Origin of the sequence: Micromonospora sp. NPDC049175 (genome assembly GCF_043197345.1) — a bacterium.
Taxonomy (GTDB): domain Bacteria; phylum Actinomycetota; class Actinomycetes; order Mycobacteriales; family Micromonosporaceae; genus Micromonospora.
Window position 1 is genome coordinate 191,939 of sequence record NZ_JBICSY010000009.1, and the last position, 14,617, is coordinate 206,555.

General features: G+C 72.2%; 16 protein-coding genes. 4 read left to right on the plus strand and 12 right to left on the minus strand.

Annotated features, from left to right (window positions below; translation table 11 throughout):
- Positions 1 to 389 precede the first annotated feature (389 nt).
- The 3 genes from ACGFH8_RS29635 to ACGFH8_RS29645 form a co-directional block, all read right to left on the minus strand.
- Positions 390 to 1,118: an alpha/beta fold hydrolase gene (locus ACGFH8_RS29635; protein ID WP_393373516.1), complete on the minus strand. Its 729-nt coding sequence runs from the start codon at positions 1,116 to 1,118 to the stop codon at positions 390 to 392.
- A 119-nt stretch (positions 1,119 to 1,237) separates the two neighbouring features.
- Positions 1,238 to 2,047 carry a CPBP family intramembrane glutamic endopeptidase gene (locus ACGFH8_RS29640; RefSeq protein WP_393373518.1) on the minus strand — a complete coding sequence of 270 codons (810 nt, stop codon included), beginning with the start codon at positions 2,045 to 2,047 and terminating at the stop codon, positions 1,238 to 1,240.
- 37 nt (positions 2,048 to 2,084) lie between these two features.
- On the minus strand, positions 2,085 to 2,828 hold the full coding sequence (locus tag ACGFH8_RS29645) for an SAM-dependent methyltransferase (RefSeq protein WP_393373521.1): 744 nt from the start codon (positions 2,826 to 2,828) through the stop codon (positions 2,085 to 2,087).
- Between the two features lie 31 nt (positions 2,829 to 2,859).
- On the opposite strand from ACGFH8_RS29645, the gene mug reads away from it, so the two are divergent.
- A complete protein-coding gene (gene mug, locus ACGFH8_RS29650; RefSeq protein ID WP_393373600.1) occupies positions 2,860 to 3,474 on the plus strand; it encodes a G/U mismatch-specific DNA glycosylase in 615 nt (204 codons plus the stop codon).
- 37 nt (positions 3,475 to 3,511) lie between these two features.
- Here mug and ACGFH8_RS29655 read toward each other — a convergent pair whose 3' ends face one another.
- Genes ACGFH8_RS29655 through ACGFH8_RS29665 form a run of 3 tightly spaced genes read right to left on the minus strand, consistent with a single transcriptional unit; the run spans position 3,512 to position 4,911 of the window.
- Entirely contained in the window at positions 3,512 to 4,000 is a 489-nt protein-coding gene (locus ACGFH8_RS29655) for a DUF5946 family protein (protein WP_393373524.1), read from the minus strand.
- 33 nt (positions 4,001 to 4,033) lie between these two features.
- Positions 4,034 to 4,552, minus strand: coding sequence for an SRPBCC family protein (locus ACGFH8_RS29660; RefSeq protein ID WP_393373526.1), 519 nt, complete (start codon positions 4,550 to 4,552; stop codon positions 4,034 to 4,036).
- The gene (locus ACGFH8_RS29665) at positions 4,549 to 4,911 is read right to left on the minus strand and encodes a metalloregulator ArsR/SmtB family transcription factor (protein WP_393373529.1); all 363 of its coding nucleotides are present in this window, start codon (positions 4,909 to 4,911) and stop codon (positions 4,549 to 4,551) included. Before ACGFH8_RS29665 ends, ACGFH8_RS29660 begins: the two co-directional genes overlap by 4 nt.
- Before the next feature lie 89 nt (positions 4,912 to 5,000).
- Here ACGFH8_RS29665 and ACGFH8_RS29670 point away from each other — a divergent pair, with 89 nt between their 5' ends.
- Positions 5,001 to 6,101, plus strand: coding sequence for a calcium:proton antiporter (locus tag ACGFH8_RS29670; protein ID WP_393373532.1), 1,101 nt, complete (start codon positions 5,001 to 5,003; stop codon positions 6,099 to 6,101).
- Positions 6,102 to 6,117: 16 nt separating this feature from the next.
- Here the strand turns inward: ACGFH8_RS29670 and ACGFH8_RS29675 are convergent, their stop codons facing one another.
- The 3 genes from ACGFH8_RS29675 to ACGFH8_RS29685 all read right to left on the minus strand — a co-directional run bounded on the left by ACGFH8_RS29675 (position 6,118) and on the right by ACGFH8_RS29685 (position 8,466).
- Positions 6,118 to 7,374 (minus strand): RNA polymerase sigma factor, encoded by a 1,257-nt coding sequence (locus ACGFH8_RS29675; protein ID WP_393373535.1) that lies wholly within the window; start codon positions 7,372 to 7,374, stop codon positions 6,118 to 6,120.
- A gap of 3 nt (positions 7,375 to 7,377) precedes the next feature.
- Complete coding sequence (locus ACGFH8_RS29680; RefSeq protein ID WP_393373603.1) at positions 7,378 to 7,770, minus strand: YciI family protein; 393 nt, start codon at positions 7,768 to 7,770, stop codon at positions 7,378 to 7,380.
- Between the two features lie 333 nt (positions 7,771 to 8,103).
- A complete protein-coding gene (locus ACGFH8_RS29685) occupies positions 8,104 to 8,466 on the minus strand; it encodes a hypothetical protein (RefSeq protein WP_393373538.1) in 363 nt (120 codons plus the stop codon).
- 160 nt (positions 8,467 to 8,626) lie between these two features.
- On the opposite strand from ACGFH8_RS29685, the gene ACGFH8_RS29690 reads away from it, so the two are divergent.
- Both ACGFH8_RS29690 and ACGFH8_RS29695 read left to right on the plus strand, forming a co-directional pair.
- Entirely contained in the window at positions 8,627 to 9,370 is a 744-nt protein-coding gene (locus tag ACGFH8_RS29690; protein WP_393373540.1) for a neutral zinc metallopeptidase, read from the plus strand.
- A 120-nt stretch (positions 9,371 to 9,490) separates the two neighbouring features.
- Complete coding sequence (locus ACGFH8_RS29695) at positions 9,491 to 10,141, plus strand: HAD family hydrolase (RefSeq protein WP_393373605.1); 651 nt, start codon at positions 9,491 to 9,493, stop codon at positions 10,139 to 10,141.
- Between the two features lie 51 nt (positions 10,142 to 10,192).
- Here ACGFH8_RS29695 and ACGFH8_RS29700 read toward each other — a convergent pair whose 3' ends face one another.
- The 3 genes from ACGFH8_RS29700 to ACGFH8_RS29710 form a co-directional block, all read right to left on the minus strand.
- Complete coding sequence (locus ACGFH8_RS29700; protein ID WP_393373542.1) at positions 10,193 to 12,748, minus strand: ABC transporter permease; 2,556 nt, start codon at positions 12,746 to 12,748, stop codon at positions 10,193 to 10,195.
- Complete coding sequence (locus tag ACGFH8_RS29705) at positions 12,748 to 13,515, minus strand: ABC transporter ATP-binding protein (RefSeq protein WP_393373545.1); 768 nt, start codon at positions 13,513 to 13,515, stop codon at positions 12,748 to 12,750. Before ACGFH8_RS29705 ends, ACGFH8_RS29700 begins: the two co-directional genes overlap by 1 nt.
- 348 nt (positions 13,516 to 13,863) lie before the next feature.
- On the minus strand, positions 13,864 to 14,550 hold the full coding sequence (locus ACGFH8_RS29710) for a response regulator (RefSeq protein ID WP_393373546.1): 687 nt from the start codon (positions 14,548 to 14,550) through the stop codon (positions 13,864 to 13,866).
- Positions 14,551 to 14,617: the final 67 nt, after the last annotated feature.

Below are 14,617 nucleotides of genomic sequence, written 5' to 3' on the forward strand. Positions count from 1 at the left end.
CTGCTGAGCGTCGACCTCAGGCTGTGCACGGGGGCAGGCCGGGGCCGCAGTGGCGGTGGTGCGGAAGCCGGGCCGCCGATGCTCGGCTGAGGTGGTGCGGGGGGTGGTGGGGTGATGGGGGACGGGGCACCGCGCCAGGCGGGCCAACCCGACCGGCACTGTGGACGGTCAGATTGTATCGACTGGCATCGCTGACGCAGTAAACCTCCGATGTCTGGCCCTCGTCAAGCCCACCCGCTCCGGCCCGGGTGCCTGGCACCACTGCCGGGGCAGGCGGTGCGGCCCGACGCGTGGCCGGCGGCAGGTACGCCCACCATGACGAGAACTTCGCCCCGGCCAACCGCACGGCGCTGCCGGTTTACCCACCAACCCCGCTTCGCGCCGGGCGGTTAGCCTCGGCTGTCGGACGCGCTACCGCGGGTGCCCCGGGTCGCCATGAGGATGAGGTCGGCGATCGTCTCCGGGTGGGTGACCATGGCAAGGTGCGACGATTCGACCTCGATCGTCGTCGCGTCCATGCGTTCGGCCAGGAACCGTTCCAGCTCCGGCGCGGTCGTGCGGTCCTGCGTGGAGATCGAGTAGTAGCAGGGTCGGTCCCGCCAGGCGGCCGTCGTCGTGCGGCCCTGGAACAGGTCAGCGGCGATCGGCCCCTGCACCGCGTAGAGGGCGCGGGCGCGGGCCTGGTCGACCCCACCGGCGAAGTCGGCCAGGAAAGCGCTCTCGCTGAGCTGTGCGTACCCGTCGTGGTGCACGAGACCGGCGTTCGCCGGCGGCGTGGGGTACTTCGCCGCGAGCGCGGTGAAGTCCTCGCCGGCGTCCGGCGCGCGGGCCGCCACGTACACCAGGGCGGTGACCCGGGGATGGTTGCCGGCGTCGCTGATGACCGTGCCGGCCCAGGAGTGGCCCACCAGCACCGTCGGCCCGTCCTGGCGGTCGAGGGCACGGTTGGTGGCGGCGACGTCGTCGGCCAGGGAGGTCAGCGGATTCTGCACCGCGGTGACGGTCAGCCCGGCCCGCTGGAGCAGCGGGATGACGTCGGACCAGGAGGAGCCGTCGGCGTACGCGCCGTGGACCAGCACGACGTTGCGCGCCTGCGTGGCCGGGGACTTGTCGCTCATCTGGAACCTCCGCGGGCGGGGCGACGCCGTGCCACCGCTGGGTCGTCGACGACAGCTCTCGCCTGCCACTCTTCCCCAGGACGGTCCGGCCGGTGGGCGAAACGCCGACGCTCGCGCCCTCAGCGCACCGGATCGGGTACGACCGCCCGCCAGTCGAGGCGCTCGCGGTAGTGGTGGCGGACGACAAGCCAGCCGACCGAGAACGGGATCGCCCCCATGGCCACGGCTCCGAGGACGGCCGACCCGGTGACGTCGAAGACCGCTCCGACGTCACCGAACAGCTGGGCGACCGTCTGGAAGGCGACGTGGAAGCCGATGCTCGCCCAGATGTCGCCGGTGGCGGCACGGAAGGCGCCCAGCAGGAGGGCGAAGACGAAGAACAGCGCGAGCCGGTCGACGGACCGGGCGGCCCCGACGAGGAACCCGAACAGGGTGAACAACACCGCCTGCGCGATCACCGCCCGGCCCGCCGACAACCGGGTGGCGAGGTTGTGCTGCAGGTAGCCACGGAACACGAGTTCCTCCGGCAGCGCCTCCTTCAGCCCGACGAGCACGACCAGCAGCGCCGCCACCCGCAGGGTGTCCCCGACGGATGTCCGAACGCTGATCTCGACCCAGCCCAGACCGAGGCAGAGCGCGAACCCGCCGGCGGCGGGCACCAGCCAGCAGGCCATCCCGAGCAGCAGGCGCCGCCAACCGGCCCGCGGCGAGGGCAGTCCCAGACCGGCCCAGGGGCGTCGGTCGAGCCGACGGCGGGCAACCACGACCAGGGGTACGACGAGCGCCGTGGTGAGGACCGCCCCGATGGCGTGGGTCGGGCGGTCGTAGTCGCGGTCGAGCAGCGCCCCGAGCGCCAACCACACCAGCACGGCGCCCGCGTAGACGACGAGGATCCGTCCGGGCAGGGCGACGCGACGGCTGGCGTTCACCACCGGCAGCGTAGCCAGCGGCGGCAACACGGGCCCGTCAGCGGCCGAGGACCAGGTAGGCGAGACCGAGGGTGCCCCGGTAGCCGGCGACGTACTCGCGCAACCTGTCGTCGAGCTGTGTGCGGACGTCGGCCGCGCGGGGATCCTCCGGGTACGTCAGCAGCCACTCCTGGCGGCCCGCGAGAAAGGTGGACTCGAAGTCGTCCCACTCCCGTTGGTCGGCGGTGCTCAGGTGCAGCACCCGCCAGCCACGTTCCCGGGCGGCCTCGACCAACCCCGGGAGGGTCACCACGTCCGGGCCGAAGATCTCCTCGACCTCAGGTGTCGGAGGGTGCTCCCAGTACGCGTCACCGAACAGGAGCCGGCCACCGGGTCGGACCACGGCGGCGAGCGCGTCGAGCGCGGGTCGGGTGCCGCCGAAGGCGTGCGCCGATCCGATGCAGAGGATGCGGTCGGCCGGCTCCTGCCACGCCGCCGCCTCTCCCATCACGAATGTGACGTGTCGGTTCAGCGACCGATCGGCGGCCAGTCGCCGTCCCCGTTCCAGGACGTCGCCGTCGGTGTCGACGCCGACGCCCCGCGTCGCGACCGGGCCGGACACGCCCCCGGCCGCGACCGCCCGCAGCAACAGCTCACCCCAACCGCAGCCGAGATCGAGGACCCGCGCGCCGGGGCGGACGTCGAGTCGTTGCAGCAGCAACGCCGCGTGCTCCGGGGAGAGCGGAGTGTTCCAGCGCATCCGGGCGTGGCGGCTGACGGCGAGGTGGTCGGCTGACTGCATCCGTTGAGGGTGCCACGTCGTGATCGTCGGCATGCGCCGTGCCCGGGCCCCCGCGTACGGCAGGATCGCAGGGGTGGACGCGCAGCGGCCGGGGCCGTTTCGGCGGCCGACCCCGCAGGAGGTGGCGGCGGCGGCCGGCCGGGGCCTGGCCGACGTGATCGGCCCCGGCCTGCGCGTGCTGTTCTGCGGCTTCAACCCGGGTCTCTACTCCGCCGCCGTGGGGCTGCCCTTCGCCCGCCGGGGCAGCCGGTTCTGGCCGGCCCTGCACGGTGGCGGTTTCACCGACCGGGAGCTGCGCCCGTGGGAATCTGACGAGTTGCTGCGCCAGGGGCTGGGCATCACCAGCCTGAGCAACCGGGCCACCGCGCGCGCCGACGAGCTGACCTCGGCCGAGCTGGTGGCCGGGGTGACGGGGTTGGCGGTGAAGGCCGAGCGGTACCGGCCGCGGTGGGTGGCGATTCTCGGGGTGACCGCGTACCGGATCGCCTTCGTCCGGCCGAAGGCCGGGCTGGGTCCGCAGCCGGATCGGCTGGGCCCGGCCCGGGTGTGGGTGCTGCCCAACCCCAGCGGGCTGAACGCGCACTTCCCGCTGCCGGCGTTGACCGCCGAGTTCGCCAGGCTGCGGCGCGAACTCGACCCCGGGTAGCCGTACCGGTGGATGTCGTTGTCGCACCGGTGCCGGCTCACCGCGACGTGGCGGGCATCGCGGCATGGAGGTCGGCGAGCGTCGCGACCGCCCAGCTGCCGACGGCGTCGGGGTACTCCGACTCGGCTCGCTCCGTCACGTCCTGGGCGGTGACCGACCACGACACCGGCCAGCGCGCGTCGATGTGTGAACGATCGGTCGGCGCCGAACGGATGACCTTCTGCGAGCCGGCCGCGAAGCGGCCCATGCCGCGACGCAGGTACGCGATCGGAGGCGGTGCGGGACCGGTCATCTCGTCGACCGCGGCGTGGAGGCGGTCGAGCGTCTCACGGGTGAGCCGGGACGGATGCTGAAGCTGGTACGTGGCCACGGCGAAGAAGTGCGCGCGCATCCCCGCCTCCGGCTCGAGAGTGGGCAGCACGCGGGTCTCGATCTCGAGTAGCTCGTGCAGCCGCGTCCAGCAGTCGCCGCTCGTCGGCACCGCGCCTCCGCACTCGGCGCAGCGGTCGGTGCGCGTCGGTTTCACAGGTGCCCCTCCTCGCGGGTGAACCGCTGCCCGTCACTGCCGGCTCTCGTCCACGACCAGCCCGGCGAGCCCCTGGTAGTAGGGCTGCATCGCGGGGTGGTAGTCGTCGAACTCGGGCCGGGGTGAGCCGTCCCGGGAGGCGACGAGCATGTCCAGGTAGTACTCCCAGCCGGCGCCGACCTCGGCGATGCCCTCCACGCTCGTGAGGTGCTGGACGAACCGCAGCTCGGTGGTGCCGTCGGTCTGGGTGAGCGCCAGCTCCAGCCGCCAGGTGCCGTAGCTGTCGATGAGGGACACGGCGAGGCGTCGCTGCGGCTCGCACGCGTCGATGTGGACCTCGGACCAGGGCTGCTCCTCCTCGAAGGCCATCTGGAGCCGGATGGTCCGTCCGGGCGCGGCGTCGCCCTCCCACGGGCCGTACCAGCGGGCCGTGCGGTCCGACTCGGTCAGGCTGGCCCAGACGTCCGCCGCCGGGGCGCGGAAGGTCCGGGTGAGGACGAGGTCGTAGCCGGTGGCGGTGCGAAACAGGCGTCCGGCGGGCGTACGGGTCATGCCGTGTGCTCCCTTCGATGCTCCGCCGGGCCGCTGCCGCGGCGCTCTCGGCGGGTGCGATAGATCTCGGTTTCCAGCGCGTCGAGGTGCCGCTCCCACCTGTCGGCGCGGGCGAGCCCGGCGAGCCAGTCGGTCAGCGGGGCGAGCGGGCCGGGGTCGAGGCGGTAGATCCTGCGTCGGCCGACCAGCTCGTCGCGGACCAGCCCACTCTCGCGCAGCACCCGCAGGTGGCGGCTGATCGCGGGCCGGCTGATCACGAACCGCTGGGCGATGTCGCCGGCGGAGAGGGGTTCGTCGCGCAGCATGGTCAGGATGTGCCGTCGCACCGGGTCCGCGATTGCGGCGACCACCTCGTCCACACCGAAAGCGTAACCCATGGGTTACGGATCTGCTGACCCGCTGCGTCGATGGTGGGCACATGATCAGCTGTCCTGGCACTCTGTACGGCATGGCCACCCTGCTTCGCTCCCGGATGACCGACTGGACCGTCGCCGTACCCGTGCTCGCCGTGCTGGTGCTGCTCGTCACCTGGGGGCGGAGCCTGCCGGGGCCCGTCATCGTGGTGGTCGCGGTGCTGCTCGGCGGTGCGGTGCTCGCGGCCGTGCACCACGCGGAGGTGGTCGCCCACCGGGTGGGGGAGCCGTACGGCTCACTGGTGCTCGCCGTCGCGGTCACCGTGATCGAGGTGGCCCTCATCGTCACGCTGATGATCAGCGGACCGGAGAAGACCCAGTCGCTCGCCCGCGACACCGTCTTCGCCGCCGTCATGATCACCTGTAACGGCATCCTCGGCCTGTCCCTGCTGCTCGGGGCGCTGCGCCGGCGCGTCGCCGTGTTCAACCCGGAGGGCACCGGCGGTGCGCTGGCCACCGTGATCACCCTGGCCACGCTGAGTCTGGTCATCCCGACCTTCACCACGGCCCGGCCCGGCCCGGAGTTCAGCCCGGCCCAACTCGCCTTCGCCGCCGTCGCGTCGCTGGCCCTGTACGGGCTGTTCGTGCTCGTGCAGACCGGCCGGCACCGCGACTACTTCCTGCCGGTCGACAGCCAGGGCCGGGTGATCGACGCCGAGGAACACGCCAAACCGCCGACGACCCGCGCCGCGCTGATCAGCCTGGGGCTGCTGCTGGTGGCGTTGATCGCGGTGGTGGGCGACGCGAAGATCGTCTCGCCGACCATCGAGGCGGGTGTCGCGGCCGCGAACCTGCCGCACGCGTTCGTCGGTGTGATCATCGCCCTGCTGGTGCTGCTGCCGGAGACCCTCGCCGCCGCCCGCGCCGCGCGCCGCGACCGCGTCCAGATCAGCCTGAACCTCGCCCTCGGCTCCGCGATGGCAAGCATCGGCCTGACCATCCCGGCCATCGCCATCGCCTCGATCTGGCTGGACGGCCCCCTCCTGCTCGGCCTCGGCGGCACCCAGCTCGCCCTGCTCGCGCTGACCGCCGTCACCGCGGTCCTCACCGTCGTGCCGGGCCGGGCCAACGTGCTGCAGGGCGGCGTACACCTGGTGCTGCTGGCCGCGTTCGTCTTCCTCGCCGCGAGCCCCTGACCGTCCGCCCGCCGGCTCAACCGGCGGGCGGCGGGTCGCCCGCGAGGCGGTCCGCGCGGGCGTTCAGGTAGCGCTGCTGCGCCAGGTTCGTCGAGCGCGCCGCCGCCATCCGGTACGCCTCCCGCGCCGCGACCCGCTCACCCACCCGCTCCCACAGGTGCGCGCGGGCGGCCGGCAGCCGGGGGTCGTCGGCCAGCCGCGCGTCGTCGGCCAGGTCGGCGAGCAGCGCCAACCCGGCCGACGTGCCCCGACTCATCGCCACCGCCACCGCGTGGTTGAGCGCCACCACCGGATTGTCGGAGATGCCCAACAGCACCTCGTACAGGGCGGTGATCTGCGCCCAGTCGGTCTCCCGCGCGCTGGGTGCCTCGTCGTGCACGGCCGCGATGGCCGCCTGCACCCGGTACGCCCCGACGCCCCCGCGCGGCAGCGCCTCGGTGATCAGCTCGACCCCCTCGGCGATCTGGTCGGCCCGCCACCGGCTCCGGTCCTGCTCGGCCATCGGCACCAACTCGCCGTGCGGGCCGAGCCGCGCCGGCGCCCGCGCATCGGTGAGCAGCATCAACGCGAGCAGCCCGGTGACCTCGGGATCCTCGGGCAGCAGCCGGTGCACCAGGCGGGTCAACCGGATCGCCTCCGTGGTCAGGTCCGCGCGCAGCAACCCGGGGCCCGCCGTCCGGGCGTACCCCTCGGTGAAGATCAGGTACAACACGTGCAGCACGGCGGCGAGCCGGTCGGCGCGCTCCGGGCCGCTCGGCGGCGCGAACCGCAGTCCACTGTCGCGGATCCGTTGCTTGCCCCGGCTGATCCGCCGGGTCATCGTCGCCTCCGGCACCAGGAACGCACGCGCCACCTCGGCGGTGCTCAGCCCGCCCACGGCGCGCAGCGTGAGCGCGATCTGCGACGCCGGCGACAGCGCCGGGTGGCAGCACAGGAAGAGCAGGATGAGCGTGTCGTCCGCGTCCGCCGGCTGCTGGTCAGCCGCCGGAGCGCGCCACTGCTCCGGCAGCACCCACCGGGCCACCGTGTCCTCCCGCCGTACCCGGGCCTGCTCCCGGCGCAGCAGGTCGGTCAGTCGGCGGGACGCGACGGTGATCAACCAGCCGCATGGGTTGTCCGGTACGCCGTCGCGCGGCCAACCGCCCGCCGCCGCGATCAGCGCCTCCTGCACCGCGTCCTCGGCGGTGTCGAAGTGCCCGTAGCGTCGTACCAGCGCGCCGAGGACCTGCGGCGCCAGCTCGCGCAGCAGGTCCTCGACGGATCTCTCCGGCATCGGTCAGCCGGCCAGGTCCTCGATGCCCTCCAGCACCGGCCGCACGTCCACGTACCCGTCGGGTGCGCTGGGGTCGACAAGTCCGGCGGCGATCTCGGTGGCCCGGTCGAAGCTGGCGCACTCCACGATCGTGTAACCCGCCAGGACCTCCTGCGTCTCCGGGTAAGGGCCGTCGGTGACCACGGGTGCGCCCTCGCGTACCCGCACCCGGCGCGCGTGCACGGGCTCGCTCAGGCCCTGGGCGTCCACCAACTCCCCGGACTCGGCCAGCGCCTGGTGAAAGGTCTCCATGTGCTTGTGCATCGCCGCGATCTGCTCGGCCGACATCGCGGGCCGGTCGGAAGCCCGCCCCGACAACACGTCGTAGTCCTGCTGCGAACCGTAGAGCAAAATCATGTACTTCACGGGTGTCCCCTCCTGTCTCTGGTGCCGCCGCGGCACCGCTCACCAGAAACGTCGAAGCCCAACCCCCAACCCAGACAACCCCCACCCACCCAACCTCACTCCACCCGATTCGATCCGTTGATCATGAGGTTATAGCTCCGACACGCCGACGCGGGTGGCAATAACTCCATGATCAACGGGGGAGATGGGGGTGGTGGTTCGGCGGGGGCGACGGATGGGCGGCCGATCGGGACGCCCACGGCCGGCAGCAGCGCTACGAGGCCGAGCGACACGGCGACCAGGGCGACACCTGGCAGCGCGGCCGCGAGGCCGGCGGCTGACGGTTCACTGCCCGTAGGAACGGCGGAGGCGGTCGTTGACCAGGTAGTTGAGCCGGTGCCGCAGGTACCCGAGTGTGCTCTCGCTCGGCACCTCCCCGTCGGTGGTGAGCGTCCACCGCAGGGCGCACTCCGGGCCGGGTGGGTGGGCGGCCAGGTCGAAACGGATCCGGTCCAGCGGCCGGTGCGGCCACAGCGACGACCAGATCAGCAGTACGGGCGCGTAGCCGGCCAGCACCCGCGGCGGCACCTCGTCGTCACGTAACTCCAACCAGGGCCGGCTACCCACCTCGTACGGGTCGCGCAGCGAACGCCACACGACGGGTGGCGGGGCCGGCTGACGGCGAAGGCGGCTGCCCAACTCGTGCATCACAGCCCTCCTCGCCGGACGGCCGCACCCGGCCCCACCTTCATTCTGGCCGTACGGCACCGTGAACCATCCGCAGCCGGCGCACGTGAATCCGGTGACGGGCGTTTCGGGCACCTTGTCGGGGTACTACAGCGCGAGCACGGATGTCTGGGGAGGCACAGTGGGCACACGGTCCGGACGCGACGCCCGGGGCCCGGTGGGGGCCCTGCTGATCGCCGCCCTGCTGTCGCTCGCCTGCGCCGGCGGAGGGCTGGCCGAGCCGGAGGGTGAGCGCCCCGCGCCGAAGGGGTCGTCGGCGGCTCCGGCGCCGAGCACCACCCGGGCCGACAGCACCACGAGCGTGGCCGAGTTCAAGCAGGACGTCGCCGACGCGCAACAGATCGCGGAGCGGTACTGGGCGGCCCAGTTCAAGGAGTCCGGGCAGCGGTTCCAACCGATCCGACGGATCACCCCGTATCAGCGGGCGGGCGAGGTGACCTGCGGGGGCGAGCCGCTGCCCCGCAACAACGCCGTCTACTGCTCGCAGGGCGACTTCATCGCGTACGACGTCGCCTGGTCGGTGGCGGCGTTCCGCCAGGTCGGCGACGCGTTCGTGTTCTACCTGCTCGGCCACGAGTACGCCCACGGCGTCCAGGTGCGGCTCGGCATCAACTACAGCTTCACCATCCAGCAGGAGTTGCAGGCCGACTGCATGGCCGGCGCGTACCTCGGCGACTCGGTGCGCGCCAAGACCCTGACCCTGGCCGAAGGCGACCTCGACGAGTTCCGCGAGGGGCTGGCGGCCGTCGGCGACGACCCCGACCAGCCGTGGTTCGCGGAGGGCTCGCACGGCACCGCCGAGCAGCGCACCGACTCGTTCTTCCGGGGCTACGAGCGCTCCCTGGCGGCCTGCGACCTGGGCTGAGCGGGTTGCCGGGATCACGTCGGTGCGCATCGCGGCCACCAGCGGGGTTGCGGCCTGGCAGGATCGCCGGTGTCGGCCACGACCCTGGAGGATCCGCTGAGCAGCCACCACCCCGCCGCCGTGCTCTTCGACATGGACGGCACGCTTGTCGACAGCGAGAAGCTGTGGGACGTCGCGTTGGAGGAACTCGCCCGGGAGTACGGCGGGGAGCTGTCCGAGGACGCCCGGCGGGCGATCATCGGCACCAGCATGGCGGAGTCGATGCGGCTCCTGCACGACGACCTGGGGCAGCCCGAACGGGACCCGGAGATCAGCGCGGCGTGGATCAACGCCCGGATCCTGGAGTTGTTCCGCGGCGGCCTGCCCTGGCAGCCCGGCGCGTACGAGCTGCTGCGTGCCGTCCGCGCGGCGCAGATCCCCACCGCGCTCGTCACCTCCAGCCCCCGGGCGCTCGTCGAGATCGCCCTGGACACCCTGGGCCGGGACAACTTCGACACGGTGGTCGCCGGCGACGAGGTCGTGGCGGCCAAACCACACCCGGAGCCCTACCTGACCGCCGCCCGCCTGCTGGGTGTGCCGATCGAGCGGTGCGTGGCGATCGAGGACTCGCCGACCGGGGTGGCCAGCGCGCTCGCCTCCGGCGCGGCGGTGCTGGCCGTACCGGCGGAGGTGGCGCTCGCGCGCACTGCCGGCGTACACCAGGTGCAGAGCCTGACCGGCGTGGACCTGGAGCTGCTCGCGGCGCTGCTGGCCGACCGGGCCGCGGCGTAGCGAGAAAAAGGGGGCCACGGCGTCCGCCGAGGCCCCCTTTTCCGTTCCTGCTCAGTCGTGGGCGATCGCGCCCAGGACGTTGATCCGGGCCGCCCGGATGGCCGGCAGCACCGCGGCCACCACGCCGATGATCGCGGCGAGACCGAGGAAGACACCCATCTGCCCCCAGGGCAGGATCAGGTCGGTGATGCCCTCGTCCTTGAGCGCCTCGACCACCGCGGCGCCGAGGCCGGTGCCGACCGCCACGCCCAGCAGCGCGCCGAACACGGAGATCACCACCGCCTCCACGGTGATCATGCCCATCGTCTGGCCCCGACGCAGGCCGATCGCCCGCAACAGACCCAACTCGCGGGTCCGCTCCAGCACCGACAGCGCCAGGGTGTTGATGATGCCGAGCACGGCGATCACGATGGCCAGGGCCAACAGGATCTGGATCATCGTGAGCAGCCCGTCGAGCTGACCGGTCTGCTGCTTGATGAACGCGTCCCGGTCGGCCACCGACACCTCGGGGCTGTCCGCCAGCAGCGTCTCCACCTGGGGCTGCACGTCGGCGACCCGGGCACCGGGGGCGAGCTGGATGAAGCCCTGGATGGGCTGCGGGATGGTGAAGTCCTTCGCGGCCTGCAGCGGCAACGTCACCGGGTTGGTCAGCTGCGACGACTCGTAGATGCCGCTGATCGTGTACGTCCGCACCTCACCCCGGGTGAGCTGGGCCTTGACCGTCGAACCCACCGACCAGCCACGCGAGGTGGCCGTGTCCGAGCTGGCCAGCATCTGGGTCGGCCCGAGCCGGTCGATGTCACCGGCGGTGGCCTTCGCCCCGAAGATCTGCCGCAGCGACGTGATGTCACTGCTCGCCGCGACCCAGGTGCTCTCGCCGTCGAGCTTCGCCATGTCGCCGTACTCGCCGTCGACAAGCTGCACGCCGGGCAGGGTCTTCGCCTTGTCCAGCACACCCGGGTCGAAGCTCGGCGGACGCGGGCCGCCCTGCTGACCGGAGATCACCAGCTCGGCCTTGATCGTGTCCTGGGCGAGCGCGCTGATGCTGCCCTTGGCCGAGTCGAGGATCACCGTGACGCCGGTGACAAGCGCGATGCCGACCATCAGTGCGGCGGCGGTGATCGCGGTGCGGCGCGGGTTGCGCCCGGAGTTGAGCCGGCCCAGCTTGCCCGGCACCGACCAGGAGAAGATCGCGCCGAGCAGGTTCACCACCGGCCGGCTGATCAGCGGGGTCAGCAGCGCCACACCGATGAAGGCGAACAGCACCCCACCGAGGATGGTGGGCAGCGTGCTGCCTCGGGCGTTGCCGCTGAGCCCGAGGAACAGCAGCACCGCGCCGATGCCGGTGACCACCGACCCGGCGATGGTGATCTTGGTCAGTGGCCGGTCCGGCGTGGCCACGTCCTGCATGGCCGCGATCGGCGGGATCCGCGCCGCCCGCAGCGCCGGCAGCAGGGCCGCCACCACCGTGATGACCAGCCCGACGGCGAACGAGCCGATCACCGCGGCCGCCGGCACGCCGATCCCGGCCAGGGTCAGGCCACCGGCCAGCTTGCCGAAGAGGAACGCCAGCAGCGCCCCCACCCCGATGCCGGCAGCGAGGCCGAGCACCGAGGCGATCAGCCCCACCGCGATGGCCTCCAACACCACCGAGCCGATGATCTGCCGCCCGCTGGCCCCGATGGCGCGCATCAACGCCAACTCCCGGGTGCGCTGCGCGACGATGATCGAGAAGGTGTTGAGGATCAGGAACGTGCCGACCAGCAACGCCACCGCGGCGAAGCCGAGCAGGATCTTGTTGAAGAAGGACAGGCCCTCCTTCAGGCTGGCCGACGCGTCCGCGGCGACCTGCTTGCCGGTCTTCACCTCGAAGTCCGGGCCCAGGGAGCGGGCCACGTCGTCACGAAGCCTCTCGTCGGAGACCCCGCCGGCGGCGCTCACGGTGACGCTGCTGAACGTGTCCGGCTGGCCGAGCATCAGCCGCTGCGCCACCGGCGTGGTGAAGAAGACCTCGTTCACCCCGCCGATCGAGTCCCGGTCACCGCTGTAACCCATGATGCCGACCAGGGTGAAGTCGCGCTTCTTCGACTCGAACGCGGTGAGCACGCCGACCTTCTGGCCGACCTGCACCTTCGCCGTCGTGGCCAACGCCTTGTTGAGCACGATCTCGTCCTCGGCCTGCGGCGCGCGCCCCTCCCGCAACCGCATCAACTCGCTCTCGCCGATCCAGTTCTCGCCCAACTGGGGCGGACCGAACGACGTGATCACCTTGCCGTTGCTGCCGATCACGCGAGCGCCGTCGGCGTTGACGATGCCGGTCGCCGAGGCCACCCCCGGCACCTGCTTGACCCGTTCCACCACGGCGGCGGGCAGCGGGGCGTTCGTCTGCTCGCCCTCCATCTCGCTGAGCTCCACCTTCGGTTTCGCCGCGACGTTCACGTCGATCTCGGAGAAGCCGTCGGCGAAGACGGAGTCGAACGAACGGCCCAGCGTGTCGGTCAACACGAAGGCGCCGGAGACGAACATCACCCCGAGCACCACCGCCAGACCGGACAGGATCAGCCGGACCTTGCGGGCCAGCAGACTCTTCAGTGTCGCCCGGAACATCAGTTGCCCACCTCGGCCGGAGTGTCCAGCTTCTTCATGGTGTCCAGCACCGTGTCGGCGGTCGGCTCGATCAACTCCGAGACGATCTGCCCGTCGGCGAGGAAGACCACCCGGTCGGCGTACGCGGCGGCGGTCGGGTCGTGGGTGACCATCACGATCGTCTGGCCGTGCTCACGGACCGAGCTCCGCAGGAAGTTGAGCACCTCCGCGCCGGAGCGCGAGTCCAGGTTGCCGGTCGGCTCGTCCGCGAAGATCACCTCCGGGCGGGAGACCAGGGCACGTGCGCACGCCACCCGCTGCTGCTGCCCACCGGAGAGCTGCGCCGGCCGGTGGTCCAGCCGGTCCTTCAGACCAACCGTGGTGATCACCGTGTCGTACCAGGCCGGATCCGGCTTGCGGCCGGCGATCGACAACGGCAGCAGGATGTTCTCCTTGGCGGTCAACGTGGGCAGCAGGTTGAACTGCTGGAAGATGAAGCCCACCTTGTCGCGGCGCAGCTTCGTCAACCCCGCGTCGCCCAGCCCGGTGACCGTCGTCTCACCGATCGCCACCGTCCCCCGGGTCACCGAGTCCAGGCCGGCCAGGCAGTGCATCAGCGTCGACTTACCCGAACCCGACGGCCCCATGATCGCGGTGAACCGGCCACGTTCGAACTCGGCGCTGACCCCCCGCAGCGCGACGACCTGGGCCTCGCCGCTGCCGTACACCTTCCACACGTCGTTCGCCCGGGCCGCGGCCTGCGCCTGCTGGCCTACCGTCGCGGTCACGTCATCTACCTCTTCCGTCTGTCCGTCTTCCCACGCCGCCCCCCGATGGTCCGGCGTGACTGTTCCATCATCGGCGCTGCTCACGCCCGTTCCGTCCGCCCCTGGGGGGACCCGGCGCGGATTTCCCGCTGCGGGTGGCCCCCGATGTCGGATCAGGGTTGCCCCTGACCCGACGACCGATCGACAGACGACCGGCGACAGCGCCGACACCGACACTGCCCCCTGACGTCACAGGAGGGTCAACCGCGCCGAGCCGTCTCCGGTCACGGTAGGTGACCACGGCAACCGCGCCGTCCCCCCGCGGAGGGATTCTCGAGTACGCCGGGTGGGGTAGCCGCCGGCCGCCGGCTACGCCCTGGGGCGGATCAGACCCGACTCGTACGCCAGCACCACGGCCTGCACCCGGTCCCGTAGACGCAGCTTCGTCAGCAGGCGCCCGACGTGGGTCTTCACGGTGGTTTCGCTCACCGACAGCACCGCCGCGATCTCGGCGTTGGACAACCCCCGGGCCACCTGCACCAGCACCTCGCGTTCCCGGTCGGTGAGCGTGTCGAGCACCGGCGCGGGCGTCGCCGCCGGATCGGGCAGCAGGTCGGCGAAGCGCTCCAGCAGCCGCCGCAGGATCCGCGGCGCGACCACCGCGTCCCCGCCGGCCACCGTGCGGATCGCCGCGATCAGCTCCTCGGCGGGCACGTCCTTGGCCAGGAACCCGCTGGCACCCGCGCGCAGCGCCCCCACCACGTACTCGTCCAGGTCGAACGTGGTGAGCACCAACACCCGCACCGGCAGCCGGGAGTCGACGATGGCCCGGGTCGCCGCCACCCCGTCCATCCGGGGCATCCGGATGTCCATCAGCACGACATCGGGCAGCAGCCGCCGGGACAGCTCCACCGCCTCCACACCGTCGCCGGCCTCGGCCACCACGTCCAGGTCGCCCTCGGCCCCCAGCACCATCCGGAAGCCGGTACGCAGCAGCGGCTGGTCGTCGGCGAGCAGGATCCGCACCGGCCGCGCCGAGGCCACCCGATCCGTCATCTCGTCTCCCGTTCCGCCGGCGTGGTGCCCGCACCGCCCATCCTCGCGTACGGCGGACGGTGCGTCG